Raw genomic sequence first — 25,894 nt, forward strand, 5'->3', positions numbered from 1 at the left:
CTGGGGCGGTCTCCTCCCAAAGAGTAACGGAGGAGCACGAAGGTGGGCTAAACACGGTTGGACATCGTGTGGTTAGTGCAATGGCATAAGCCCGCTTGACTGCGAGAATGACAATTCGAGCAGGTGCGAAAGCAGGTCATAGTGATCCGGTGGTTCTGAATGGAAGGGCCATCGCTCAACGGATAAAAGGTACTCCGGGGATAACAGGCTGATACCGCCCAAGAGTTCATATCGACGGCGGTGTTTGGCACCTCGATGTCGGCTCATCACATCCTGGGGCTGAAGTCGGTCCCAAGGGTATGGCTGTTCGCCATTTAAAGTGGTACGCGAGCTGGGTTTAGAACGTCGTGAGACAGTTCGGTCCCTATCTGCCGTGGGCGTTGGAAAATTGAAAGGGGCTGCTCCTAGTACGAGAGGACCGGAGTGGACGAACCTCTGGTGTTCGGGTTGTCATGCCAATGGCATTGCCCGGTAGCTAAGTTCGGAATCGATAACCGCTGAAAGCATCTAAGCGGGAAGCGAGCCTTGAGATGAGTTTTCCCTGGCGCTATAAGCGTCCTAAAGGGTTGTCGTAGACTACGACGTTGATAGGCAGGGTGTGTAAGTGCTGCGAGGCATTGAGCTAACCTGTACTAATTGCCCGTGAGGCTTAACCATACAACACCCAAGGGGTTTTGTGGACTCAAAGAAATACCAAACGCTTGAATGAGTTTGAAGAGACTTTTAAATCAGTTTTCCAGATTATTTGCCTTCAGTTTTTTAAAAACTGAAAGTAAAAGCAAAATTTGCTTGGCGACCATAGCATTGTGGACCCACCTGATTCCATGCCGAACTCAGAAGTGAAACACAATAGCGCCGATGGTAGTGTGGGGCTTCCCCATGTGAGAGTAGGACATCGCCAGGCTTTAAATTATGAACGACTTGTCAGCGACGACAAGTAGTCCACTGCGGAGTGGTAGTTCAGTTGGTTAGAATACCGGCCTGTCACGCCGGGGGTCGCGGGTTCGAGTCCCGTCCACTCCGCCACTTATTAGAAAAGCCCTGCTAGCAATAGCAGGGCTTTTTTACATTTGAAGAAAAGTGTTTTGCTGTTAGGTTATATGAGTGTTGTTAAGATACCGAGCCCCTGCACTTCACGCTATTCCGGCACATATTAGAAAGCCTAGTCTGACGACTAGGCTTTCGTCGTTTCTGACGTATGAATGTTATTACTCAACTGCGAGTTTTGTAGAAGTGTTGCCCGTTGATAGCGAACTTTGATATTTCGACATCTATTAAGCAGCCCTACTATTTTTAGTAGGGCTTGGTTGCGTTAGTTGATGTTGTTTACCGCCTTAAAGATTAACCTTTCCTGAGTCTCTTCTAAGAGCTTGTTTCTAAGAATTGTAAAACTACGTACAGACACAATTAAAGCAGTTCTCCGTGTGTTTGATAGACCCTAATGCACAACTTCATAGTTACTTTAATACACTTGGTTTGGTGGCGGTAGACGAGTAAAGACTCGATAGATTATGGTTTATAAGTATCGTTGAAGTTATTTGGGGATAAACAACAGATATAAAAAAGCCGATGCTTGGCATCGGCTTAGTTTGAGTTGTTTTGACTTAAGCTGGCTGAACTAGAGCGAGCGCTTTACGAGAAACCTCATGAGCTGCTTTCGTCAAGTTTTGCTTCTCTAGTGCGTCGGATAGGTATCCGTAATCTGAAACATTTGAGCGAAGTGCTAGGGCTTTTTCGAAGTGGCTTTGTGCTTCCGCCCACTTCTGCTCTCTTAGGTAGAACTGAGCCAACGCGCTGTGTGCTTCGGCATTACCACTGTCTTTACTGATTGCACGTTCTAGCATGACCACTACTGGATGGTGATCGGCAAGGTTAAGCTCTGGAAGCAGCATGTAGAGCTCATTTGAACTGCTCTTAGCAATGTTCTCTTTGATCACTGTGAAGGCTTCTGAGTCGGCTTTACGAGCGATCAGTTGTTTCACAAAGCATGATACAAGGTGTGAGCTCTGCTTCTGCTTTCTTGAAAGCTTGTTCCAGTGACTAATTAAGCCTTCGCTACCTTGCTGTTGTGCGACATCATGAAGTAAACCACATTGTGCTTTCTGTTCTAACTCAACTTGCTCATCAGTCGTAAGAAGCTTGTTTTTAGCTAGCTTAGGCGTTAACTCTAGTAATGGCTGCCAGAGTTTAAGCTGCATGTAGGTGGCTTTTAATAGGCCAAGTACAGCGGTGTTATTAGGGTATGTACCTTTTAAGGTCGAAAGTGTATCGAATGCGGCTTCGTAGTTCGACTCACTGATCTGTTGTTTTGCTTTAGTTAGCTCAACAGCCAGTAGAGAGTCGTCCTGCTGGCTAGCAAGCTCGATGTACTTATCACGCTCTTTCGTATTACCCTGTTCGTGAGCCGCTTGAGAAGCGACTAAATAACAAAGTAGAGGCATGTCGTGGTGATTCGCCCAGCGAGTTACCTTTTTCTCTGCGCCTTTCCAATCACCCTCAAGAAGCTTGATGATGCCTTCATTGGTATAACGACGCGAGCGTTTTAGTTTACGAACGCTGAACCAGTTCCAAGTTGTTGAGCTCGCGTACATAAGCTTCTTAAATAGGTACTCTAAGCCAAACAGTGCGGCCAAAAGGGCAATCACAAAGATAGCCATTGTTGTCACACTCATCTCAATCGTCTTATTGGCAATTGAGATCAGCACATAACCTTGTTGACCCGAGAACTGAGTACCGACAAACAGACCCGCACCGAGTACAAGGAAAAGAAAAATCAAACGAATCATTATTTCTCCTCCGAGGTCATTACCGTTACCTCACGGCGTAGACGTTCACGAATGACATCTGACAACTCATTTTGAGATTCAAGCTTTACAGGGTATTTCACAGAGATGTTCTGTTCACTTAACTGTTTAATTGCTTTCTCAAATTCAATCACTGAGTTGTTATCTTGGTTTAGATACGCTTTCGACCATTCGCTAGCGGTATTAAGAGCTGCGCTATAGAGTTCACCTTGTTCTTTGTAGACGGCGCGAATCGCGGTTTCTAATTTACCTTTGATGTTTTCACGCAGGTAGAAGTGCTGTTCTGGTGATAGTAGAGGGATAACTTCGCCATCACGACTGCGGAATGTGATGAAGTTTTCTGAGAAGTCTTTCATCGACGTCATCAGGTTGTTCTGCCAATCATTAATATCTTGCGATACTGCTTTTTTCTCAACAACTGCGGCTTCAGGAAGAATCGCATTGGCAAGCGGCAGTGTATCGACTTGCTGTTGCAGACTTGTGATGCGGAGAACTAAACCGTCACGGTCGATCAGAGGAATGGTGCGAAGTTTAGTAATGTCATTGGTCATTGATTGACGCAGTGACACTAAGCTAGGGTCGTTCAGTGCTGCGATACGTTGATCGGCACTTTCCATTAACTTGGTTGCGCTAACGGCATCATGCTCTAGGAACAGTTTACGTCCTGCTAGTTTCACAAGGTAATCGGCTTCGGCAAGTAACCAGTCATTCGGGCGGCGACCTTTAACGTCAGCCACTGCTAACTGTAGGCTTTGAATACTCTTCTGCTGTTGAGACTGTACGACCTGAGTTTTCTCCACCGCGTGTGACGCTTCTTGGATAGTCTCTTGCTTGATGGTTTGTAGGTCTTTATTTACTGCAGATTGGGTATTTTGAAGCTGTGCTTGAAGAGCGGCGATTTGAGCTGAATACTCAGCGCTCTTTTGCTGCATTTGAAATGCGATACCGCCACTGAAAATAATCGAAATAGCGATCGCAATAGCGCCTAGTTTGACACCGCGCTTACCTTGCTTTTCTGCTTTCTCTACTTGCTCTTTATGCTCAGTTTGAGGCTGTTCATTTTTAGCGGTCTTTGACGCAGAGGCGTCAAGCTTCTGTTCGGGCTGTTTTGTCTCTGTAGAGTCAGCTTTTTCGTTTTCAACAACTACTGGCTGAGTGTCTTGTTTCTTTTCAGGTTCAATATGCTCGTTATTTTTTTTGCTTGTCATGCTTATTTCCTGTTCTAGCTAGGGCCGGAGAGCAGCCAGTAATATTTGGTTCGTAGCACTGTGAGTATTGGTCACGTTCGAGAAGCCGAGTTGTTGTGCTCGTTCTACTATGCGCTGACTTGGGACAAATAGGTGTCTTGTTGAAAGCCAAGTCAAATACTCATCAGGGGTAATTGAGCAGAGATACTCCAATTGTTCCTGACTAGTGATGACAACTTTGGACGCTTTTTTGTTTATCCATGTTTGATAGGTATTGTGGTCGCTAATGGGAATATATTCTCTACGGTAGGTCTCACAATAAGAGACTTGTGCACCTCGGTTGAGTAGAGAATCTCTAATGAGCTCACGCCCACCATTACCACGTAGTATCAAAATGGACTTATTTTCTACGCCATTAAGTTCAGTAAGTTTAAGAAGGTTTTCACTATCACTAACTTGAGGGTAGTTTACTTTTTGTTTACAGACTTTGCTTAAAACGTGCGCAGTTTTTTGACCAACGCCAAGATAAAGCGGCGAAGTAGGCCAAATGGATGAGGTTTTCGAAAGGATGTTTTGGGCAGCGGTCACGGCGTGGTGACTGACGGCGATGATGATATCGCTGTTACTGAGCTTGGTGCTTAAATCCGCAGAGTTTGGATTATCAACGATACGAATCAGCGGATGATGGATTGCTTGAATCCCTTCATCCGCTAGTTGTTGGCAAAGCGATTGCCCCTCTGAACCGGGGCGAGTCACCAACACTGTCATGATTATTCTTGGTCAGCGTAGAGCTTGGTTAGGATTTCTCTTGCACCATCATCCAGCAATTGATTTGCTAGAGTCACGCCAAGCGCTTCTGCATCCTTACGAGAACCAGAGATCTCACCACGAACCATCTTAGAACCATCCGGTTCACCAACTAATGCACGTAGCCAGATATTGTCGCCGTCTAATAGTGAATAGCTACCGATAGGCACCTGACAACCACCTTCTAGAGTAAGGTTCATTGCTCGTTCGCAAAGCACGCGATCGGCTGTGTCTTGGTGGTTTAGTGGTTCAAGAAGTTTAATCAGACGCTCATCATCAAGACGACATTCAATGCCAACAGCACCTTGACCGACAGCCGGTAGAGACTGCTCTGGTTCGATAAAGCTACGGATACGCTCTTCAAGTTCTAGGCGCTTAAGGCCAGCTGCCGCTAGGACGATAGCATCGTATTGGCCATCATCGAGTTTACCTAGGCGAGTACCAACGTTGCCGCGTAGCTCCTTGATGATTAAGTCGGGGCGAGACTCAAGTAATTGACACTGACGACGCAGGCTGCATGTACCAACGACAGCACCTTGTGGTAGCTCATCAATATTGTTGTAAGTGTTTGATACGAATGCGTCACGTGGATCTTCACGCTCACAAATCGTTACCAGACCTAGACCTTCAGGAAAGTCGACAGGTACATCTTTCATTGAGTGAACGGCTAGGTCAGCACGACCTTCTAGCATTGCTACTTCAAGTTCTTTAACGAACAGTCCTTTACCGCCCACTTTAGCAAGAGGAGTGTCGAGGATGATGTCACCTTTGGTCACCATAGTTACCAACTCAACCTCTAAACCAGGGTGAGCAGCTTGCAGTGCATCCCTTACAAAGTATGCCTGCCAAAGGGCAAGAGGGCTTTTTCTGGTCGCGATACGGATTGGTGCTGAATTTGTCATGGTGGTTCCGATATAGGTTCTGTAATAGCCTAATCCTACCATTATGAGGCGAGAATTCTTACTGTTTGATCATTTGATACTTTGATAGCTCAGAGATTTTCATTAGTTCACCAAAATAGTGTGATTGGTATCTCATTTGAAACATGGGCTATTATTAGAAATAGTCAATAAAGAGGACACTACGGCGCCGTGAGTTTAACTTTCTGTCATCAAGGAATTGACCAGTATGACAGGTTCCTTTGCTTTACCATTAAGGCTAAAAGTGTTAAATTGATCACGTTTTGTTGCTGCTTTCGTTCAGTAACTAGACAGAACTGCACTTAACCTCAAACCAAGGACTTACCTTGCAGGCTTACACTCAAACTTTGATTCAACGATTAGACAATCTAAATCAGCAGCGCATTGATCGTGCGTTGGCGTTGATGAATGTGCAAGGCCAGCGAGTTTTCAACCTTATTCCCGCACTGCTTCACTTTAATCACCCGATGATGCCTGGTTATTACGACCAACAAGTTCCTTTTGGAATTCGTAGCTTCACGCTTAATGAATTCCAAAAGCAATTTGTCTCTGATACCGAATTAACGCTGGGTGGTAAACTTACCGAGGCTGCTGAACCTGCCATCCTTGGCTTGTACACCATGGGTAGTACTTCTTCTATTGGTCAAAGCACTTCAAGTGATCTTGATATCTGGGTATGTGTGTCTCCAGATATGGATGGCGCATCTCGCGACAGCCTAACCAACAAATGTCTGCTGATTACCGATTGGGCTGAAACCTTAGGGGTTGAAGCTAACTTCTTCTTGATGGATGAAGAGCGTTTTCGTTCGAACCATTCAGAAGAGATGACCGGTGATAACTGTGGCTCTTCGCAGCACTTGTTATTGCTTGATGAGTTCTATCGTTCTGCGGTTCGTTTGGCTGGCCAGCGCTTGTTGTGGCAAATCATTCCTCCAGAAATGGAAGAGTGTTACGACGAGTATGTTCAAGGCTTATGTCAGGATGGCTATCTTGACTGCTCACAGTGGATCGATTTCGGTAAGCTGAATCGTATTCCCGCTGAAGAGTACTTTGGTTCTAACCTGTGGCAGCTCTACAAGAGTATCGACTCACCGTATAAATCGGTGTTAAAGGCGATCTTGTTAGAAGCTTATTCATGGGAATACCCAAATACTCAATTGTTGAGTATTGATACCAAGCGCCGTTTCTTTGCGGATGAACCTGATCTGTATGGTATGGATAGCTACTATCTGATGCTAGAGAAGGTGACGCGTTACCTAGAGCGTATCAATGACCACACTCGATTGGATTTGGTAAGACGTTGTTTCTACCTAAAGACTCACGAGAAGTTGTCACGCGAAGCTGGCATTGGTTCTGTTGCATGGCGTCGTGAAGCCTTAACTGAGATGACTAAGTCTTGGGATTGGGGACAGGAAATCATTGCTGAGCTCGATAACCGCCGTAACTGGAAGGTTGAACAGGTTAAAGTGGTGCACCATGCACTGCTTGATGCCTTGATGCTGAGCTACCGCAACCTGATTCAATTTGCGCGTCGTAATGACATCACTTCAGCCATCAGCCCACAAGATATCAGTATCTTGGCACGTAAACTTTACGCTGCGTTTGAGGTCTTGCCTGGTAAAGTGACGCTACTGAACCCACAAATCTCTCCTGATCTGCATGAACCCGACTTGAGCTTCATCGAAGTTCGTCAGGGTCAGTCGAATAAAGCCGGTTGGTACTTGTATAAACAGCCACTGGTAGCGCATCGTATTCTTGGTCAGCCTTCTCTGGAACACCATGAGTACTTGAGTAAGTTGGTTGCTTGGTCATTCTTTAATGGCTTGATTACTGAGTCGACACGTCTGCACTCTGTGGTGCGTGATGCCCATATTGATATCGATAAGTTCTATCAAATGGTGAGTGATCTGCGTAATACCTTCTCTTTACGTAAGCGTCGCCCAAGTATGCAGGCCCTGGCTAGCCCATGTGAGATTAGCCAGTTGGCGATGTTCATCAACTTTGAAAATGACCCGACTTCTGAATTAAGTGGTCGTGCATTAAAAGTGGATCTCAAGAATGCGGATATCTTCAGCTTTGGTGAAGAAGGTAAGAGTTTAGTCGGTAGTGTTGATTTGGTTTATCGTAACTCTTGGCATGAAGTACGTACGCTGCATTTCCAAGGTGATACGGCGATGCTGGATGCGCTTAAGACGGTACTTGGCAAAATGCACCAAGATGCGTTGCCGCCAGAGTCGGTCGATGTGTTCTGTTACAGCAAAAACCTGCGCGGTGTGATGCGTAACATGGTGTATCAACTGCTTGCCGAGTGTATCGACCTAAGATTGAAACCGATTGAACCAGAGAAGCGCCGTCGCTTTAAAGCCATTCGCTTAGCGAATAAGATGTTTGGCCTGTTTTTTGAGCGCCGTGGTGTGTCGGTTCAGATGTTGGAAAACTCGGTCGACTTCTACCGTAGTATCTCAACCAACAAGCTGAAGGGGTCGCCTTTACTGATGCTGGATAAAGAGCAAGAGTATCAACTGCCAGAAGTGGTGGATGGTTTTGCGAGTGAGGGCTTAATTCAGTTCTTCTTTGAAGATACCGATAAAGGTTTCAATATTTATGTATTGGATGAGTCGAATCAGGTAGAGGTGTATCACCAGTACAGCGGCGAAAAAGATGAGATGATCGCGAGTGTGAACTCTTTCTATACGTCGGTAAAAGATGAGTCGAAGATGTCGTCTAAGTTGATTAACTTTAATTTACCTCAGTACTACCAGATTGTTCACCCTGAAGAGGGTTGCTCCTACGTTGTGCCTTACCGTAACGATGCGACGTTAGCTTCTCGGAGTTCAAAGATAGTCAACATCTAGGCTTATTAAGACTGATTGATATTAAAAAAGGAGTGATTGATTCACTCCTTTTTAGTTTTGCTTACAAATGATTAGACCCAATCGATCTCTTCACCTGCATGCTTCACGCATTCTTCTTTCACCATCTCAAACAGCTCCATGCCCGTCTTTGAACATGTCCACTTGTCGTCAACTAGCTTGAAGTGAAAGCCACCAGATTTAGACGCTAACCAGATTTCTTTCATTGGTTCTTGGCGGTTGATAATGATTTGGCTGCGGTTCTCAAATTCGAGTGTCATTACGTTACCAGTCACTTCGTAATCAATATCTGCCTCTGATTCATCGATAGCTTCTTCGATGTTTTGCATCTGTATATCGACCAGTTGATGAAATTCAGTCTCGTTCATCCTTTCTATCCTATTGCTTTTCCTGAGTGTGGTGCGATTATAGGGGGCATTGAGTTAATAATCACGATATGCAAAATGAAAAAATTAATTACCGCTCTGTTTATGGTGTCCGTTATTGGACTTTCTGGTTGTGGTCAAACGGGTCCGTTATACGATCCTGATGAAGTTCAACAGACTGAACAATCACAATAAGTGAAGCACGCAGAAATCGTTATTTATAAGGGATAAGAACTTTGGATTACTTCAACTATCAGGAAGATGGCCAGCTTTGGGCTGAGGACGTCGCACTTTCACAATTAGCAGAGCAATATGGTACACCGCTGTATATATATTCTCGTGCAACATTAGAACGCCACTGGAATGCGTTTGATTCATCGGTTTGTGAGCATCCACACTTGGTGTGTTATGCCGTTAAAGCTAACTCAAACCTTGGCGTATTAAACACTTTGGCTCGTTTGGGGTCAGGTTTCGATATCGTTTCAGGCGGTGAGCTAGAGCGTGTGGTTGCTGCCGGTGGCGATCCAGCTAAAGTTGTATTCTCTGGTGTCGGTAAAACAGCTGCTGAAATGAAGCGTGCGCTTGAGTTGAACATTAAGTGTTTCAACGTTGAGTCTGAGCCAGAACTTGAACGACTGAATAAAGTGGCTGGTGAGCTTGGTGTTAAAGCACCGATTTCACTGCGTATCAACCCAGATGTTGATGCCAACACTCACCCTTATATTTCTACAGGTCTGCGTGATAACAAGTTTGGTATTGCTTTCGACCGTGCTCCTGCTGTCTATGCGTTTGCACAAACACTCGATAACTTGTCTATCCATGGTATTGATTGCCACATCGGTTCTCAGTTAACGGATATCGAACCTTTCATTGATGCGACTGACCGTTTGCTTGCTCTGATCGACCAACTACGTGCTGATGGTATTAACATTAAGCACCTTGATGTTGGTGGTGGTTTGGGTGTGGTATATCGTGATGAATTACCACCACAACCTTCAGATTACGCAAAAGCACTATTGGCTCGTTTAGACAATCATTCTGATCTAGAGCTGATTTTCGAGCCAGGAAGAGCGATTGCTGCTAACGCTGGTGTACTATTAACGAAAGTTGAGTTCCTCAAGCCAACAGAGCACAAGAACTTTGCCATCATAGATGCAGCAATGAACGACCTAATGCGCCCAGCACTTTACCAAGCTTGGCAGGATATTGTTCCTGTGAGCCCGCGTCAGGGTGAAGCGGTGACTTACGATTTGGTTGGCCCAATTTGCGAGACAGGCGATTTCCTAGGTAAAGATCGTGACCTTGTTCTTGAAGAAGGTGATCTGCTAGCGGTTCGTTCTGCGGGTGCTTATGGCTTCGCGATGTCATCTAACTACAACACTCGTTCGCGTGCGGCTGAAGTGATGGTGGATGGCGATAAAACTCATTTGGTTCGTCAGCGTGAAGAGCTTACGAGTCTGTGGGAACTTGAAAACATTCTTCCGGAGTAATTTTAAGCGTTATGCACTTCCACTTTTCTAAAATGCATGGTTTGGGCAATGATTTCATGGTCGTGGACTGCATTACTCAAAATATTTTCTTTTCTCCAGATTTGATCCGTCGTTTGGCGGATCGTCACACTGGTGTGGGCTTTGACCAGCTACTTGTGGTTGAGGCTCCCTATGATCCAGAAACTGATTTCCATTACCGCATATTTAATGCGGATGGCAGTGAAGTGGAGCAGTGTGGTAATGGCGCTCGTTGTTTTGCACGATTCGTTCGCATGAAAGGCTTAACGAATAAGTACAGCATCAACGTGAGTACCAAGAAAGGTAAAATGGTTCTCAAGATTGAAGAGAATGACCTGATCACGGTGAACATGGGCATTCCTGAGTTCGAACCTGGCAAGATTCCATTTAAGGCGAAGCAGCCAGAGAAGACGTATATCCTAAGAACGGATGTACACACTTTATTCTGTGGTGCAGTAAGCATGGGTAACCCGCATGTGGTGACTGTTGTTGATGACGTCGACACGGCTGATGTGGATACCTTAGGCCCGCTTCTTGAATCACATGAACGTTTCCCTGAACGTGTTAATGCTGGCTTTATGCAAGTGGTTAATCGTGAAGAGGTTCGCTTACGTGTTTATGAACGTGGTGCTGGTGAAACTCAAGCATGTGGCAGCGGTGCATGTGGCGCGGTTGCGGTAGGCATTACTCAAGGCTTATTGGCTGAGAATGTAAAAGTTCGTCTACCTGGCGGTGACTTACACATTAGCTGGCAAGGCCCGGGAAAACCTCTGTTTATGACTGGCCCAGCAACGCATGTATTTGATGGTCAACTTTCTTGCTAGTAACGACCAAAAACAAATAGATTCATAAAAATAAAGGATAGGTTTTGTCTTACGTTGAAGCCGACGCACTCACCGCAGAAGTGGTCGCGGAATATTTACGTGATAACCCAGATTTTTTCCAAGACCGAAAAGATTTGGTTGATCGCCTTGCTATCAATAACGTTGAACAGGGTGCTGTTTCTCTGGTTGAGATTCAGCTTAAACGCCAACGTCATCGAATCGAAGAGCTTGAAGAAGAGATCACTGGCTTGATGTCTCTGGCTGCAAATAATGATAAAACCTTCTATGAATTTATGGATCTGCAAGCGCAAGTGCTGAAATGCAGTGACTTCATGCAGGTGATAAAAGCCGTTGAACAAAAAGCGTTAGATCTTGGGCTTAAAGCGCATGTTCGAATTCTTTCGCAACCGGGTTTTTATCAACTTAGTGCCGAGGGTTACTCGAAGTTTTCGCTTAACCATTTTAATGGCAAAGATGCTTATCTAGGACGCCTGAGAAAAGCCGATAGACACGATTTGTTTGGTGATTATCCAGTTCCAGAGCTAGGCTCTTATGTAGTACTACCGCTTGCTAAGCAGTCTCCATTGGGCTTGCTCGCCTTTTCTAGTGAAGATGGCGGACATTTCCAACCCCATATGGATACGCTCTTTTTACGCCATTTAGCACTTGTTGTCGCTCATTTGGCGGACACCTTACCTTGGCAGATAAATAATGAGCCTAGAGCCCAAAATACCTCTTCCTAACAGCCTTCAAAAGCCACTTTCTCGCTTCTATGAATATCTCAGAAGCGAGAAGGGACTCAGCTTACACACCCAACGTAATTACAAACAACAACTTGAAACCATGGCCGGTCATTTAGTTACTCTAGGGCTAAAGGATTGGGGCCAGGTCGATGCGGCGTGGGTAAGACAACTTGCCAGTAAAGGTATGCGTGAGGGAATGAAAGCGAGCAGCATCGCAACTCGCTTGTCGTCACTACGCAGCTTCTTTGATTTCCTTGTGTTGCGTGGCGAAATGACCGCCAATCCAGCCAAAGGTGTCTCTGCACCTCGCAAGCAACGCCCTTTGCCTAAAAACCTCGATGTCGATGAAGTCGGTCAACTGCTTGATGTTAATGAGGACGATCCATTGTCTATTCGTGACCGGGCGATGATGGAGGTGATGTATGGTGCGGGGTTACGATTGGCAGAACTGGTCGGTATCAACCTGAAAGATGTGTTGGGTCGACAAGGCGAAATTCGAGTGATTGGTAAAGGCGACAAAGAACGCAAAGCGCCTTTTTCTGGTTTAGCTAAAGAGTGGGTCGATAAATGGCTCAAAGTCCGTGGTGAGTTGGCTTCACCGGGTGAAACCGCACTGTTTGTCTCTAAGCTCGGGACTCGTATTTCTCATCGAAGCGTGCAAAAACGTATGGAAGAATGGGGCAAGAAGCAATCTGTCGCGAGCCACATCAGCCCGCATAAACTGCGTCACTCCTTTGCAACGCATGTGCTGGAATCGAGCCAAAACCTTCGTGCTGTTCAAGAATTGCTTGGCCATGAAAACATCTCGACGACCCAAGTGTATACCCACTTAGATTTCCAACACTTAGCACAAGCTTATGATCAGGCTCACCCGAGAGCGCGTAAGAAGAACAAAGACTAGATTTAAGGGTTTATTATGCGAATTTATCGAGGGTTAAAGCCCATCAAAGCCATGACCTTTGACTTGGATGACACCCTGTATGACAACTGGCCTGTGATCATGAAGGTTGAGAAGGAGATGGCACAGTGGCTTTATCAAAAGCACCCAGTGTCGGCTTCTTTATCGCTCGAAGAGTGGCAGGGCATTAAGCAGCAAGTCGCATCTGAAAACCCAGCTTTGAAACATGATGTCACCGTGTGGCGTGAAACTCAGATTAAGAGTGGTTTGCTGCAATTGGGTTATTCTCAGCAGCAAGCAGAGCAAGCGGCTCGAGAAGGCATTGAGCATGCCTTGTGGTTGCGTAATCAAGTCGATGTGCCTGACGAAACACATCGAGTGATGACTGAGCTTAGCCAACGTATTCCTCTAGTTGCAATTACTAATGGCAATGTCGACCCGCACAAAATTGGCTTAGGGCTGTATTTTCAGTTAATCCTTAAAGCCGGCCCTGATGGCAGAGCTAAACCTTACCCAGATATGTTTGAAAAAGCTCAGCAGCACCTAGATTGTAATGCTGAGAATATTCTTCATGTTGGTGATCACCTCAAAACGGATGTCTACGGAGCCAAGCAAAATGGCTTCCAAGCATGCTGGTTTAATGACACTGGTTCCAATTTATACCACTCCCCGAAGGCGAGCCTGCTTCCTGATGTTGAAATAGACCAACTTAGCGATCTTATGCGACTAATTTAATGGCTAGGTAGGCTTATTGTGTCGCATTTATGATAGTGAATTGTTACATTAGTCGCCTATAAAAGCCTGATTAGGTTAGGATAATTGGCGACTACTTTTTAGCGATTCATTTCAGTCATAGCAGTGGTTGCGGGTTGTTACTTCACTCGATTTTGAACAAGGGTTGGCATGCAAACATTTACATTTCTCGCAAATACTGAGGCGTTATTTAGAGCTCAATTTGATCAGCGAGAATGGTGTGACAGCAAACAGTACCTTATTCAAATCTTCTCAGCTCAATCTTCAGATCTGGCTCGTCAAATCGCGAGTGTTGCCCTCAATCGCTTAAACAATGCGACGCTAATCGGTCAGAGTGCTCGTCATGTTATCTGTGACAACTGTCTTGAGAGTACATGTACTTTAGTCATCATCAGTGAGTTTAACGAAACCCATCTAACCTCTGCGGTTCAGCCGTTTACTGGCAATCCAACTCAAGACAGCCAAGCGCTTGCTTCTCAGCTAGGCCTAACCAAAGACACCAAAACCGTTATCAGCCTATGTGATCAGGTAGAAGGGCGTGATTACCCTATCTATAGCGCTTTTGAGAATTTGCCTTACGCCTTGCCGATCGCTGGTGGACTGTGTCATGAGAATGAATTTGGCCGTTGGGTTATGTATAACGAGCAAACCTACCAGCACGCCTGTGTTGCGGTGGCTCTGACTAACCCAAGATTGAAGGTTTGGTCGGACGCGTACTCTGAGTGGAACCCGATTGGGATGAAGCTACGAGTCACACACGCAGTTGGAAATCGCTTATACGCGTTGAATGACAAGCCGGCTATTGAGGTATTCAAACATTACCTTGCGGATGGCAAAGACCTTCCTTTTAGTCAACTGATGAGCTTTCCGCTTTATCGAGAGCTTGGCAGAAAGAAGGGTATCTCGACGCCTCTGCGTATTAATGATGATGGCAGTATCGAGTTTGATAGCCCTTGGCATGTTGGTGAAGAGGCGCAGTTTTGTTATAACCACCCCTCTTTGACCGCTGAAAAGGTACGTCATGGTGCCGAGATGCTTGCGATGCATCAGCCTGAATCGGTGATCATCTATAACTGTGTATCTCGACTTGAGTTTATCGACAGTAAACTTGAGCTCAAGCCATTTGAAGGGATAGTGAACACGTGTGGTGCCTACTGTATGGGGGAGCTATACCGTAATGAAGACCGTCAAGAAATACTGCATCACAGCCTGACTTATATTGCTATGCGCGAGTCTGACGAGATCAAAGAGTTTCATTGTGAAGACTTTCAGTGTGGCTCAACAGTGTCGCCATTACTTAACCTGGTCAGAAATGCAGTCGCTGATCTCGACAGTATGAATACTCAGATGGAAAAGAAGCTCCATCAACAAGCGCGTCGTTTAACCGAGAGCTATCGCATTGACTCACGCACTGGCTTGCCGAATCGTATCGTATTAAAAGAACGCCTCAATACGATTCTATTTAGTGAACACTTACTCACGTTAAAGCTAACGAACTTCCATCAAGTTAATGAAAAATACGGCTACCAAGTGGGTGACCAGTTACTGCTTGATCTGTCTAATCACTTTATCGAACGATTGCAGCTTCGTGTCGTGAAAGAGCCTCGCGTGAAGGTTGAGCTGTTCAGTATTGGTGTCGGAGAGTGGGCGATTATCTTTAATGCCAGTGTTGGTAGTGCGAGAATAAAAGAAGGTTTCGTTGAGTTCGCGGATGACATCGAACACATCAACTTTGAGCCGTATGGTTTGGCTGATATTGATTACCTGTCAGTTTCTTTGTGTGGCGGTTTTGCCAGTCGTTGTGATTTCTTAACCGACAGCGGTGACGAAATCTTATTGAAAGCGATCGAAGCTCGACGTTATGGGGTGCGGAACAATACCCACATCACCAATGCCAAAGACATCCAGGTGAGCGAAGAAGACCGCAAAGAGCAACTCGGTTGGCTGAGCTGTGTAAGTCGTGCGATTTTAGATCAGAACATCATCACCTACTCACAGCCGATTGTGGAATCGGGTACGCACGAAATGATTGGCCAAGAGTGTTTGGTCAGAATCATGGAGTCGGACGGTACCATTGTACCACCAGGAAAGTTCTTACCTATCATTGCTGACACCCATCTATACACGCGTCTTAGTCGACACATGATTAAGAGTACTATCGGCTACATGGCGGATAAGCAGAGCTCATTTTCTATCAATCTATCCCCACAAGATTTGTTGAGCGACAAGACGCTTGAGGTGCTCGAGGCTGCGATCAGTGGCATGAACGATCCCACTCGATTAGGTTTAGAGGTTCTCGAGTCAGAACAGATTAAAGATTATGGCCGCATGATTGAGGTGTGTGATCACTTCCGAGCACTCGGGGCGAGAATCATTGTTGATGATTTTGGCTCTGGTTACTCCAATATCGATGAAATCATCAAGCTAGAGCCGCAGATCATTAAGCTCGACGGTAGCTTGATTCGTAATATCGATAAAGACCAAAAACAAAGAAATATCGCCTCTCAGTTGGTTCGCTTATGCCAAGTGTTCAATGCCAAAACGGTCGCTGAATTTGTCCACAACCAACAAGTTTGTGAGATAGCAGAACAAATGGGTGTCGATTATCTGCAGGGTTACTACTTCGGTGAGCCTAAGCGACTGTTTTAGCTGTTAAAGCTTCTAGTATCAGTATAACTACTGACGATAAAAGTACTGCGCCGCCATTAATGACTGCTTTTTGGCGGAATGAATGATGTCTTACTAAGGTCACATTATTCATAGCACGATCGTAAGTATTCCGTGCAAGCCTTATCTATAATAAGCACAATAACAGATCATTAACGTAACGATTAATGTGAATATGCAGTCGACTTCTCTCCTGATACAAGACATTGAGCAAACCCAACTTGAATTGGAAAAGATAGATTTTCATCAACATGAAAGCCTACTGATTCAGGTGTTTTCGTCTTTCGAGAAAGGTTCTGTTTTGGCTGCCTGCCAAGTGATTCAATCGACATTCCCCAATGCCAAACTGATTGGTTGCAGCGCTAACCATTACATTAGCCAAGGTGTCATCCTACACCAAGGTCTTTATCTGATTGTTACCCGCTTTGACACGACGTCTTACTCCTGTGGTGTTGTCGAATATAGCGAACAACCATTGTCTGATAGCCACGCTATGTGGCAACAGCTTGAGTGCAATGATAATACTCAAAGCATCATTTGTTTCGCAGACCGCTTGCAGATAAATAACCGAGATCTATTTTCAGCATTTGAGCAGTCGAGGTATTCATTACCTATCTGTGGCGGTGCATCGACCATCACAGATAATGGGCGATGGGTGATGTTAGACGGCATTTGCTATGAAAATGCCTATGTGATGTTGGCGCTGCACAGTGTCGAACTCTCCATCGCTAAAGGTTATTACACTGAGTGGAATCCGATTGGTCGGACTTTCCGAGTGACAGGTGCTCAAGATAACCGGTTGCTGGAATTGGATGGCATGCCTGTTCGCGAACTCTACAATCGTTACCTCGCTGATGGCTTCGAAGTGCCTTTTGAGCAACTGCATAACTTTCCGTTGATGGTCGGTGAGCCGAAAGAGCAAAACATTCACTTACCGCTCAAGGTAGCGGAAAGTGGAGAGATAGAATTCAGCGGCCAGTTCCAAGTGGGCGATGAGGTCCGGTTTTGTTATGACCATCCATCATTGACCCTAGAGCAAATACGACTTGGCGTGCAGCAGATCGCCTCTCATAGGCCAGAACAGTTCTTCATTTACAACTGCACATCTCGCATCGACTTTATCGATGGCAACCAAGAGGTAGAGGTTTTCCAAAAATTGGCCGACAGCTATGGCGTTTACTGCATGGGAGAACTTTATCAAGAGAATAGCCAACAGCGAATCTTGCACCATAGCCTCACTTACCTTGCGCTTAGAGAAGGCGAGGGTAAGGTGGTATTGCCATTAGAGACACAACCCGCGACCAATATATCCCCTCTGTTTTCATTGATTCGAAATGCACTGCTTGATGTCGATGACATGAACAACAGCATGGCGAGTAAGATTCAGCAGCAAGCTACTGCATTGACGGCGAGCTACCGAATTGATCACCGTACTGGCTTGCCCAATCGAAGTGTGTTGCGTGAGAAGCTGTCGAAGATGAGCAGTGATAGCCACTTGCTAGCTTTGAAGGTCACGACCTTTGGTCAGATCAATGAGAAGTACGGCTATCGAGTGGGTGACAAGCTTCTGCATGATTTGAGTGAGTACTTTCAAAAGGCGCTGTGGCAGTTCTTTGATGAGGGCTGTCAGCTCTACAGTATCGGTATTGGTGAGTGGGCGGTGGTGTTTGATAGTTGGGCGAGCCAAGAACATATCCACCAGCGATTCTCGGAATTTGCTGATCAAACCGAGCATGTGAATTTTGAGCCGACCGGTTTACCCGATATTGATTACTTGTCGGTGTCTATCTGTGCGGGTATTGCCAGCCGTCGAGATTTCCCGACTACCTCTATTGATGACTTATTGTTGAAGGCGATTGATGCGCGGCGTAGCGCCGTCAGCCAAAACAAACACTTAGTGAGCGCCAAGGCACTCATTCAATTGGAGAAGCATCGCCAAGAACAACTTGGTTGGCTGTCGTGCGTGAGTCGCGCTGTGCTTAATCAGAATATTGTGGCGTGTTCTCAACCGATTGTCTCAGCACACAGTCATCAGGTAGAGAGCCACGAGTGTTTGGTTCGAATTGAAGAGGACGGTCAGCTGATTGCACCGGGTAAGTTCTTACCAATCATTGAAGGAACCCATCTCTATACACGCCTCAGTCGTCAGATGATAACGCGCACCTTCGATTTTATGAGTCAGCGAACCGATTCGTTCTCAATTAATTTAGCACCACAAGATTTCAGCAATGAGAAAACCATTCTTCACCTTGAGCAAGCCATCAAGAAAATCAGTCACCCACAGCGTATTGGCTTGGAGGTGCTAGAAACGGAACAAATTCAGGATTACGGTCGCTTGATCGAGGTGTGTAACCACTTCCGCGATCTTGGTGTGAATATTATTGTTGATGACTTTGGTTCGGGCTATTCGAACATTGATGAGATATTGAAGCTAGAACCACAGGTGATCAAGCTTGATGGCAGTTTGATTCGCAATATTGATAAAGATAAAAAGCAACGCAAGATCGCTCAGCAGTTAGTGAGCTTATGCCAGATTCTGAATGCTAAGACGGTGGCTGAGTTCGTTCATAATGAGCAGGTGTGTCGTATTGCCGAAGACATGGGGGTCGATTACCTGCAAGGCTATTACTTTGGTCAACCTCAGCGTTTGTTTTGATGGAGCGAGCGTTTCACGTGAAACACTGGTTGGCTCAATAACTAAAGTACGATGTAAAAAGGGTGAGCTTATGGCTCACCCTTTTTGTTTTTAGTATCGGTCTTGTCCTGAAATGTGTTTATTGCCTCGCGCGCGCCTGCTTGGTCTATTTGAGGGCGTGGCCACACTTGTCTGCATGGAAGACTTTTAGATAATGCTGGTAGTAGTCATCAATGAGCTTGGCTGACTCGCTGTCACCTAAAGATTTGAGTAACTCAATACCCACTTCACAAGTACACAAGTGGCCGCTGTCTTGATTGCGGCGCAAGGTATATGAAGATTCGCTGGTAATGTCGAGGTGAACTTGCGGGACAGCTTGTAACCACGAGCTCTTGTTAAGCATCTTCTTCGCTTCTTGCCATGTGCCATCCAAGATGATGAATAACGGCTTACGACTCTGGGCTTGGGTCACTACGGCTTGCTGACACTCGATACTTTGATCACTTGGGAATAACAGAAACGGTTGTCGTGTTTCATCTTCAAGCAGCGCGATTAGCTCCGCTGGTGGTGTTTTCCTTTGCCATACAATGGACTGACACTGCTCAAGGGATTGCTGAAGCAGCTTTCCGGTGTTGGTATCGCGTGACAGTTCATTCTCATGAGTGAGCAGCACAAGATCGATTTGGCTTTTGACACTAGGTATCAAGTGACAAATACATTGGTGAGTGAAGCCACAACCAGGGCAAGCTTGTTGGTTACTCATGTTTACAGCTTCACTCCACTTTGTGCGGGTGAGATACCATCAGCAAACAAAACCACGTCGCTGATATCAGCATCATCTGCAACTGGAGCAACACTTGGGTTTAGCGGGTAGCTGACACCTGAGTATGACAGGGTGTGTTTTGCAGGTGTAGTACCGCCGCCACTGACATTGAAGATCAGATCCTGCCAGCCGTGGTTTTGCGATTTACCTAAGCGTATGTCGCCCTTAACCAGTGTCACTCGGCTATTGAAGCGCCAGTTATCTTGATGGTTTTCGAAAATCAGCAGTGTACAGCCACCAGAACCACACCAATCGAGTTGGGCGAACAGCTCTTCTTTGCCGTCACCGTTGAGGTCGTAGGTTAACCAGCGGTACTTGGTATCGTCAGGTGAGCTGTTGTTGATCTTAAAATACTCGCGGATCGCTTGGTCGACTTTTGGATCAAGTTGATCACTGGAGTTCACCTGCTTCGCGGTCAGATCAACGTTAGCTTTGGTGTTTACTTGCGCTTGCGCACTCTTAGCTTCGAACAGTACCAGACCTCCATTGGCAATCGGATAGACAACGTTGCCCACTTTCTCTTTTTCAGCGACCAGCTTGCCGTTATCAAGCGTGAAGATGCGCTCGGAGATCAAATACTGTTGCTGATGGCGAGTCATCACCACTTGTACCTGATTTTGGTTCAGTTGCTGCCAGAAGCCCTGCTCAACAATAGAAGGGTCTCCATTGCTGTATGAATAAGTCGTGATAGCACTGTGGTCATCGTTGAGTTCAAGATTGATAGAGAACCCTGAGTTTTGCGTTGAGCTAGCGAAGTAGAGTCCGCTCCAGTTCAGCGTTGGATCTTGGTTAGAGAGCGTTGCACAGCCATTGTAGCTGCTGTCGTTGAGGTTGAGCTTGGCTTCCCAGCCATAGATAGAGTCGCTCATGCCGTCGCTACAGCTTTCTTTGATCAGGTTGAGTTCGCCTTGCGCTGATTGACCTTCTAGTTGGTAGTCACGAGTGCTTGGAGTGGTGCGGCTGGATTCAATGCTGAGGATCTGTGGCTGTTCGCCCATCTTGGTGTATTTCTGCTGGTCTTTATCAAAAGTCGCTGACCAGAATGGTTCATTACCGAACACACGAGTAGAGCGCAAAGGTTGGCCACAACGATCAGGGTTCTCTGCAGTGAGGATATTGACTTGGTCAACCACGAAGCGTGCGGTGAAGTCGGCATTGTATCCAGTTTGGCTTGGTACCGTTAGGTGACCGATGAGCTCACCATACAAGGCTTGATAAGGTCTGGTCGCTAAGCCTTGAGCCTCGAGTGCTAGCTCTGGCGATAAGTCTAACCAGTATTGTTGCTGGCTACCGCAAGGGGTAAAGGTTCGGCTCTCATGGCCAACCACAACCTGACCACGCATGATGAAGGTTTGCGGTTGAATGCTCAGTGGCTCGTCCAAGGTTGCTGGTGGAACTTCAGGTTGTTGCTGCGTATCTGGCGCCGTTACACAACCTTGTAGCGCGAATGCGACTAACCATGTCACTGGGTTTTTCATTACCTTCATGTTATATCTTCCTCGGAGCAACCGTTAATTGGATTTATTATGGCATATTGGTTATTTAAAACAGAACCTGACACCTTTTCTATTCAGACTCTTAGAGTACAAAAAACCTCTTGTTGGGAGGGTGTACGCAACTATCAGGCTCGAAACATGATGCGTGATGACGTCAAGCTTGGCGATCTGGTGATGATATACCACTCATCATGTAAAAAAGTTGGCGTAGCGGGGATCGCTAAAGTAACCAGAGAAGCCTACCCAGACCACTTTCAATTCGATCCTGAGAGTGATTACTACGATCCTAAGTCTTCACCCGATAACCCACGTTGGATAATGGTTGATGTCGAGTTTGTACGAGTGACTGAGCGTTTGATTCCCTTAGCAACATTGAAAGCAATGCCAGAGCTATCAGAAATGCCATTGGTGAAGCGCGGTAATCGCTTGTCCATCATGCCTGTTACAGCGCAGGAGTGGCAGAGCATCTTAAGCAAAGAAGTGCTAGGTTCTCGATAGCGTTAGAGAGAGCTTTTTACGTAAGGTTCAAAAAAGGCAGCCAGTTGGCTGCCTTTATGTTTTATTGGGACTGCTTAGAGTAGGTTCTTTTCTAAGTAGTGAGCAACGGCATCATCTGCGTTGCTGCCAATCACTTCATTGTCTGGCAGAGCTTTCATCACTTTTTCATGTGATGTGCCCATGATTAGGCCTTTACCCGCCATCGCCAGCATTTCAGCGTCGTTCATACCATCACCAAAGGCAACACAGTTATCCAGTGTCAGGTTCAATGATTTCGCAACAGCGTCTAAGGCGTGGCCTTTAGATACTTCAGCAGCCATCACTTCTAAGCACCAAGGTGTAGAGAAGGCGATGTTCAGTTTGTCGCCAAAAGCATCTCTTAGCTTTTGTTCAAACGTGACGAGATATTCGTGATCCTGATCTGGGTGTGTGAAGAAGACTTTCGCGATGCCTTCGCTTGGTGCGTTGTCAGCTTCAAAGCGTTTGTAACTAAAGCCAGATTCACTGTGGAACTTAGCCAGCATTTCATCTTCACGGTCTAGTAGCCAATCTTCATTCTGGTACATGTGAATAAAGAGGTTTGGATCTTGGCGAACGATATCAATAACAGGCTGAACGAGTTCCTGAGGTACGTTCTGGCTATACATCAATTGATCGTTCTGGTCATGCACACGTGCACCGTTTGATGTGATCATGTACGCCGGAATGCCTGCAATCTGACGAATACCCGCCACATCGACGTGGTGACGACCCGTAGCGAAGATGAAGGTATAACCTTGGTCGTGTAATTTCTTTAGCGTCAACTTGGTAAAGTCGCTTAGCTGATGGTTGGGAGCCAAAAGCGTACCATCTAAATCAGAAGCGACAATTTTCACGGAATCTTTAAGTGCAGGAATACTCATTTAACCCTCATTGCAAAATGCTGAATCAATATTGACGCTAGCCAACGCTAGAATCGTTTTAACTACAATATCTCTAGGTAGAAATTGTATGCCAAATTCATGCAAGAAAAGAGGGCAAAGCTCACTTACTTCTCTTCCTCTTTAGCGACTCTCTCTGTTGTCCGTTACTTTTCTTGTTGTCACGCTAACGCTAAGCAAAAAACTGAGTAATAGCCCCCAATGTTGGATTACGATACTCATCTTTCTCAAACAACACCTCATGTCTAGAACCTTCGATGACCTTAAATTGGCAATCCGAGTTGGTTTTCTTCAGCTTATTGATGAACTTCACTTGAGCATCGTTACTGACAATCTTCTCTTCCCCAGCTTGAATCAATAGTAGAGGGATTTTGATTTGGCGAGTTTGTTGAATCGCTTGCTTGGCTGCCATTAATCCTTGCCATACCCAGCGCGTACTTGGCCCACCCACCTGCAAAGAGGGTGACTCGTCATATAAGCGACGGAACCACTGATAGCGAACCTTGCTGTGGCTCAGTAAGTTGTTTTCGAAAGGCTTCGAGTAATACGCTTGCTGCCCCGGCGCGTAAACTGGCTTGGCGTGATATGCGGTAAGCACTTGTCCAACAATCATCGCGATAGGTTTTAGGTACCATTCAGTGTTGATGCCAAACATCGGCGCACACAGAGTGACCTTATCAAACGGATGGTCTGGATGAGTTTGTAGGTAGCGAGTCGCGATGGTACTGCCCATTGAATGCGCGAGCAGATAGCGATTGGAATACTTACTGAGATCAAAACTGGCAATGACGTCAGACATGTCAGATGCATAATCATCAAACTCATGAATGTGACCGATGTCAGAGTCTGTTACCATACGTTCAGACTGGCCTTGACCTTGGTGGTCAAATGAATAAACGTCATAGCCTTGTTGATAGAAATCATAAAAGAGTTCTTGGTATTTTTGGCAGCACTCGATACGGCCATTTGAAATAACAATCGCCTTGGTATGCGCCTTTGAAGTAAGGCTACACCAGTACAGCCTCTTTTTACCGGATGATGTTACATACCCATCTTTTCGTTGTTGCCAAAGGGTGGGGATCGGGTGTTTAATCGCTTGCTCGAATTGAGGTTCTTGCGTGTACGAAAACGGGGCGGCGCTGTGGTTTTCCATGGGAAATTACCTGAACTGGTGCATGTGAGAGCTTTATCGCTACTAATGTTGTTAGATTAAAGAACTAGTAAGGAAATGCAAATGGATACTCATGTTTGGCTTGCTTATGTCGTCACGGCGATTTTGTTCAGTTTGGCTCCGGGCTCAGGTACCGTTAACTCAATCAGTAATGGCCTAAGTTATGGCACTAAGAAGTCACTCGCGTCGATCGTAGGTTTGCAGCTTGGCCTTGCATTTCACATCATGCTGGTGGGCGCGGGTATTGGTGCGTTAGTCGCTCAATCTGCATTGGCGTTCACCATCATCAAATGGGTGGGTGTGGTGTATCTTCTTTGGTTGGGTATTCAAAAGTGGCGTGATAACTCTAGCCTAGTGGCTTCTGAAGAGAGCTCAACGTTATCGAGTGGCAAGCTGCTAAGAAATGCGGTGCTGATCAACCTTACCAACCCTAAATCTATCGTGTTTTTGGTGGCTCTGTTCCCTCAATTTATCGATCCAACACAACCGCAAGCACCACAGTTATTAGTGCTAGGTGTGACGACGGTATTCATTGATAGCGTTGTTATGTTGGGTTACACCTCATTAGCGTCACAAATGGGACGTTTTATTCGTTCAGATCGCATAATGGGTAAGATAAATAAAATCTTTGGTGGTATGTTCATGGGCTGCGGCGCATTGCTGGCTGCCGCTAAAGCCTAGTGAAAGCAATAGAGTTATAGTTCAACCAATTAGAGTTATCAAGAAATGACCGCTACCTACGTTGCTCGACAACCTATCTTAAACCGAAACAAAAACACGCTTGGTTATGAGCTGCTGTTTCGTGACGGAGAAAGGAATGCCTATCCAGCGCATATAGAGTCTAATCGAGCAACGTATCGTCTGATTGTTGAGAATTTCTTGTCGGTCGGGCTGAACCCTTCGATCCCTTCTTCACGCTGCTTTATTAACTTCCCGTATCAAAGCCTGATTCGTCGGCTGCCACTGAGCTTGCCGAAAGACAAGGTGGTGGTTGAGATCCTTGAAACCTGCCAACCGACCGACGAGTTATTAGAAGCCGTTAAAGAGCTCTACCAAGCGGGCTACATGATCGCCCTAGATGATTTTACTTCGACTCCAGAATGGGAACGTTTCCTCAGATATACGCATATTGTTAAGCTCGATATCATGCAGATGGGCTTAGATGAGGCGTGTAATTTGGTTAGGGCGCATCAAGGGAAGAAATTTAGCTTTCTTGCTGAACGAGTCGAAAACGAACAAGAATTCCAGCAAGCGAAAGAGGCGGGTTTTAAGTTCTTCCAAGGCTACTTCTTTAGCAAGCCGGAAATCATCAAGACCAAGTACATCAGCCCTGAACAAGTGATTGCCATGGAGCTGTTCCAAGAAGTGTGCAAGCCGGATGTCGACTTTCAGCGTGTCGAGAGCATCGTCGCAAAGGATGTCGCTTTGTCTTATAAGCTACTGCGTTTTGTGAACACCATGTCGCCTCGTCTTGAGGTGACCATCTCGTCATTTCGTCAAGCCTTGGTTTACTTGGGGCAAGAGAAGCTGAAAATGTTTGTTTCGCTGGCGGTGGCGTCTTATGTCTCTGATAAAAAGCCGAAAGAGTTGTATGGCTTGTCTTTACAGCGGGCGCAATTTTGTCAGCGCATGTCTCGTTACCAAGCGTTTGAAGGGCACACTGAGCAAGCCTTTATGATTGGTTTGTTCTCGTTGCTGGATGCATTGCTCGACCTATCGTTAGAGAATTTAGTTGAGCAACTGCCTTTGTGTAAAAGTATCAAGGTGGCTCTGCTTCGTAGAGAAGGACCATACGGTACCTTACTCGCGCTTGAAGAGAGCTTTGAACATGCCGATTGGCAACAGATTGATGAGCACTGCGCTGATTTAGGGTTAAGCGTGGATCAGGTCAAAACGGAGCTTACTGAAGCTCGCCGTTGGAGTCATACCGTGACCAACAAGCTCTGATGTTTATTCGTTAAACTTTTATGACAATTGAAACGCACGCCTTGACGTGCGTTTT

21 protein-coding genes, 1 tRNA gene and 2 rRNA genes are annotated in these 25,894 nt (G+C 45.9%); 15 read left to right on the plus strand and 9 right to left on the minus strand.

What is annotated here, in order from left to right; all coding sequences use genetic code 11:
* The 3 genes from CWO08_RS21930 to CWO08_RS21940 all read left to right on the plus strand — a co-directional run.
* Positions 1–657: ribosomal RNA gene (locus CWO08_RS21930) — 23S ribosomal RNA — on the plus strand; the annotation flags it as partial.
* 131 nt (positions 658–788) lie between these two features.
* Positions 789–904, plus strand: a 5S ribosomal RNA gene (rrf, locus tag CWO08_RS21935).
* Positions 905–949: 45 nt separating this feature from the next.
* Positions 950–1,026, plus strand: a tRNA-Asp gene (locus CWO08_RS21940).
* 578 nt (positions 1,027–1,604) lie between these two features.
* On the opposite strand, the gene CWO08_RS21945 is transcribed toward CWO08_RS21940, so the two are convergent.
* Genes CWO08_RS21945 through hemC form a run of 4 tightly spaced genes read right to left on the minus strand, consistent with a single transcriptional unit; the run spans position 1,605 to position 5,700 of the window.
* Positions 1,605–2,786 carry a heme biosynthesis protein HemY gene (locus tag CWO08_RS21945; RefSeq protein WP_048662859.1) on the minus strand — a complete coding sequence of 394 codons (1,182 nt, stop codon included), beginning with the start codon at positions 2,784–2,786 and terminating at the stop codon, positions 1,605–1,607.
* On the minus strand, positions 2,786–4,012 hold the full coding sequence (locus CWO08_RS21950; protein ID WP_048658902.1) for a uroporphyrinogen-III C-methyltransferase: 1,227 nt from the start codon (positions 4,010–4,012) through the stop codon (positions 2,786–2,788). Before CWO08_RS21950 ends, CWO08_RS21945 begins: the two co-directional genes overlap by 1 nt.
* Before the next feature lie 18 nt (positions 4,013–4,030).
* On the minus strand, positions 4,031–4,759 hold the full coding sequence (locus tag CWO08_RS21955) for a uroporphyrinogen-III synthase (protein ID WP_108021112.1): 729 nt from the start codon (positions 4,757–4,759) through the stop codon (positions 4,031–4,033).
* Between the two features lie 2 nt (positions 4,760–4,761).
* Positions 4,762–5,700, minus strand: a complete 939-nt coding sequence (hemC, locus tag CWO08_RS21960; protein WP_048658900.1) for a hydroxymethylbilane synthase — start codon at positions 5,698–5,700, stop codon at positions 4,762–4,764.
* Positions 5,701–6,044: 344 nt separating this feature from the next.
* On the opposite strand from hemC, the gene CWO08_RS21965 reads away from it, so the two are divergent.
* Entirely contained in the window at positions 6,045–8,573 is a 2,529-nt protein-coding gene (locus tag CWO08_RS21965) for a class I adenylate cyclase (protein WP_108021113.1), read from the plus strand.
* Between the two features lie 71 nt (positions 8,574–8,644).
* Here the strand turns inward: CWO08_RS21965 and cyaY are convergent, their stop codons facing one another.
* Positions 8,645–8,959, minus strand: coding sequence for an iron donor protein CyaY (cyaY, locus tag CWO08_RS21970; protein WP_048658898.1), 315 nt, complete (start codon positions 8,957–8,959; stop codon positions 8,645–8,647).
* On the opposite strand from cyaY, the gene CWO08_RS21975 reads away from it, so the two are divergent.
* The 8 genes from CWO08_RS21975 to CWO08_RS22010 all read left to right on the plus strand — a co-directional run bounded on the left by CWO08_RS21975 (position 8,939) and on the right by CWO08_RS22010 (position 19,005).
* Positions 8,939–9,151, plus strand: a complete 213-nt coding sequence (locus CWO08_RS21975) for a lipoprotein (protein ID WP_017104751.1) — start codon at positions 8,939–8,941, stop codon at positions 9,149–9,151. The two genes, cyaY and CWO08_RS21975, sit on opposite strands and share 21 nt — an antisense overlap.
* A 41-nt stretch (positions 9,152–9,192) precedes the next feature.
* Positions 9,193–10,446: a diaminopimelate decarboxylase gene (gene lysA, locus CWO08_RS21980; protein WP_108021114.1), complete on the plus strand. Its 1,254-nt coding sequence runs from the start codon at positions 9,193–9,195 to the stop codon at positions 10,444–10,446.
* A gap of 11 nt (positions 10,447–10,457) precedes the next feature.
* Complete coding sequence (gene dapF / locus CWO08_RS21985) at positions 10,458–11,288, plus strand: diaminopimelate epimerase (RefSeq protein WP_017061013.1); 831 nt, start codon at positions 10,458–10,460, stop codon at positions 11,286–11,288.
* Positions 11,289–11,332: 44 nt separating this feature from the next.
* Positions 11,333–12,031 (plus strand): DUF484 family protein, encoded by a 699-nt coding sequence (locus tag CWO08_RS21990; RefSeq protein ID WP_108021115.1) that lies wholly within the window; start codon positions 11,333–11,335, stop codon positions 12,029–12,031.
* Positions 12,000–12,932, plus strand: coding sequence for a tyrosine recombinase XerC (gene xerC / locus CWO08_RS21995; protein WP_017061015.1), 933 nt, complete (start codon positions 12,000–12,002; stop codon positions 12,930–12,932). The genes CWO08_RS21990 and xerC overlap by 32 nt, the downstream gene beginning before the upstream one ends.
* Before the next feature lie 15 nt (positions 12,933–12,947).
* Complete coding sequence (gene yigB / locus CWO08_RS22000) at positions 12,948–13,664, plus strand: 5-amino-6-(5-phospho-D-ribitylamino)uracil phosphatase YigB (RefSeq protein ID WP_102432584.1); 717 nt, start codon at positions 12,948–12,950, stop codon at positions 13,662–13,664.
* Positions 13,665–13,832: 168 nt separating this feature from the next.
* Positions 13,833–16,331, plus strand: a complete 2,499-nt coding sequence (locus tag CWO08_RS22005) for an EAL domain-containing protein (protein WP_102432585.1) — start codon at positions 13,833–13,835, stop codon at positions 16,329–16,331.
* Positions 16,332–16,524: 193 nt separating this feature from the next.
* On the plus strand, positions 16,525–19,005 hold the full coding sequence (locus CWO08_RS22010) for an EAL domain-containing protein (protein ID WP_108021116.1): 2,481 nt from the start codon (positions 16,525–16,527) through the stop codon (positions 19,003–19,005).
* A gap of 145 nt (positions 19,006–19,150) precedes the next feature.
* Here the strand turns inward: CWO08_RS22010 and CWO08_RS22015 are convergent, their stop codons facing one another.
* Positions 19,151–19,747: a tRNA-uridine aminocarboxypropyltransferase gene (locus CWO08_RS22015; RefSeq protein WP_108021117.1), complete on the minus strand. Its 597-nt coding sequence runs from the start codon at positions 19,745–19,747 to the stop codon at positions 19,151–19,153.
* A gap of 2 nt (positions 19,748–19,749) precedes the next feature.
* Positions 19,750–21,294 (minus strand): COG3650 family protein, encoded by a 1,545-nt coding sequence (locus CWO08_RS22020; RefSeq protein ID WP_108021118.1) that lies wholly within the window; start codon positions 21,292–21,294, stop codon positions 19,750–19,752.
* Between the two features lie 39 nt (positions 21,295–21,333).
* Here CWO08_RS22020 and CWO08_RS22025 point away from each other — a divergent pair, with 39 nt between their 5' ends.
* Positions 21,334–21,801: an EVE domain-containing protein gene (locus tag CWO08_RS22025; protein WP_048662869.1), complete on the plus strand. Its 468-nt coding sequence runs from the start codon at positions 21,334–21,336 to the stop codon at positions 21,799–21,801.
* Between the two features lie 74 nt (positions 21,802–21,875).
* Here the strand turns inward: CWO08_RS22025 and CWO08_RS22030 are convergent, their stop codons facing one another.
* Positions 21,876–22,703: a Cof-type HAD-IIB family hydrolase gene (locus CWO08_RS22030; protein ID WP_102432589.1), complete on the minus strand. Its 828-nt coding sequence runs from the start codon at positions 22,701–22,703 to the stop codon at positions 21,876–21,878.
* Positions 22,704–22,893: 190 nt separating this feature from the next.
* Positions 22,894–23,874 carry an alpha/beta fold hydrolase gene (locus tag CWO08_RS22035; RefSeq protein WP_108021119.1) on the minus strand — a complete coding sequence of 327 codons (981 nt, stop codon included), beginning with the start codon at positions 23,872–23,874 and terminating at the stop codon, positions 22,894–22,896.
* Positions 23,875–23,955: 81 nt separating this feature from the next.
* Here CWO08_RS22035 and rhtB point away from each other — a divergent pair, with 81 nt between their 5' ends.
* Both rhtB and CWO08_RS22045 read left to right on the plus strand, forming a co-directional pair.
* Positions 23,956–24,573: a homoserine/homoserine lactone efflux protein gene (gene rhtB / locus CWO08_RS22040; RefSeq protein ID WP_108021120.1), complete on the plus strand. Its 618-nt coding sequence runs from the start codon at positions 23,956–23,958 to the stop codon at positions 24,571–24,573.
* A gap of 45 nt (positions 24,574–24,618) precedes the next feature.
* Complete coding sequence (locus CWO08_RS22045; protein WP_048662873.1) at positions 24,619–25,839, plus strand: EAL and HDOD domain-containing protein; 1,221 nt, start codon at positions 24,619–24,621, stop codon at positions 25,837–25,839.
* Positions 25,840–25,894: the final 55 nt, after the last annotated feature.

This window comes from Vibrio sp. 10N.286.48.B8 (assembly GCF_003050085.1).
Lineage (GTDB): Bacteria > Pseudomonadota > Gammaproteobacteria > Enterobacterales > Vibrionaceae > Vibrio > Vibrio crassostreae.

Bases quoted from the DNA above. Each gene is read 5' to 3' on its own strand.
- CWO08_RS22025 (WP_048662869.1), top strand. From the start codon at position 21,334: ATGGCATATTGGTTATTTAAAACAGAACCTGACACCTTTTCTATTCAG.
- CWO08_RS22035 (WP_108021119.1), bottom strand. From the start codon at position 23,874: ATGGAAAACCACAGCGCCGCCCCGTTTTCGTACACGCAAGAACCTCAA.
- CWO08_RS22020 (WP_108021118.1), bottom strand. From the start codon at position 21,294: ATGAAGGTAATGAAAAACCCAGTGACATGGTTAGTCGCATTCGCGCTA.
- CWO08_RS22010 (WP_108021116.1), top strand. From the start codon at position 16,525: ATGCAGTCGACTTCTCTCCTGATACAAGACATTGAGCAAACCCAACTT.
- CWO08_RS22045 (WP_048662873.1), top strand. From the start codon at position 24,619: ATGACCGCTACCTACGTTGCTCGACAACCTATCTTAAACCGAAACAAA.
- CWO08_RS21975 (WP_017104751.1), top strand. From the start codon at position 8,939: ATGAAATTCAGTCTCGTTCATCCTTTCTATCCTATTGCTTTTCCTGAG.
- CWO08_RS21945 (WP_048662859.1), bottom strand. From the start codon at position 2,786: ATGATTCGTTTGATTTTTCTTTTCCTTGTACTCGGTGCGGGTCTGTTT.
- dapF (WP_017061013.1), top strand. From the start codon at position 10,458: ATGCACTTCCACTTTTCTAAAATGCATGGTTTGGGCAATGATTTCATG.
- yigB (WP_102432584.1), top strand. From the start codon at position 12,948: ATGCGAATTTATCGAGGGTTAAAGCCCATCAAAGCCATGACCTTTGAC.
- CWO08_RS22030 (WP_102432589.1), bottom strand. From the start codon at position 22,703: ATGAGTATTCCTGCACTTAAAGATTCCGTGAAAATTGTCGCTTCTGAT.
- CWO08_RS21950 (WP_048658902.1), bottom strand. From the start codon at position 4,012: ATGACAAGCAAAAAAAATAACGAGCATATTGAACCTGAAAAGAAACAA.
- xerC (WP_017061015.1), top strand. From the start codon at position 12,000: ATGAGCCTAGAGCCCAAAATACCTCTTCCTAACAGCCTTCAAAAGCCA.
- CWO08_RS22015 (WP_108021117.1), bottom strand. From the start codon at position 19,747: ATGAGTAACCAACAAGCTTGCCCTGGTTGTGGCTTCACTCACCAATGT.
- rhtB (WP_108021120.1), top strand. From the start codon at position 23,956: ATGGATACTCATGTTTGGCTTGCTTATGTCGTCACGGCGATTTTGTTC.
- hemC (WP_048658900.1), bottom strand. From the start codon at position 5,700: ATGACAAATTCAGCACCAATCCGTATCGCGACCAGAAAAAGCCCTCTT.
- CWO08_RS21955 (WP_108021112.1), bottom strand. From the start codon at position 4,759: ATGACAGTGTTGGTGACTCGCCCCGGTTCAGAGGGGCAATCGCTTTGC.
- CWO08_RS22005 (WP_102432585.1), top strand. From the start codon at position 13,833: ATGCAAACATTTACATTTCTCGCAAATACTGAGGCGTTATTTAGAGCT.
- cyaY (WP_048658898.1), bottom strand. From the start codon at position 8,959: ATGAACGAGACTGAATTTCATCAACTGGTCGATATACAGATGCAAAAC.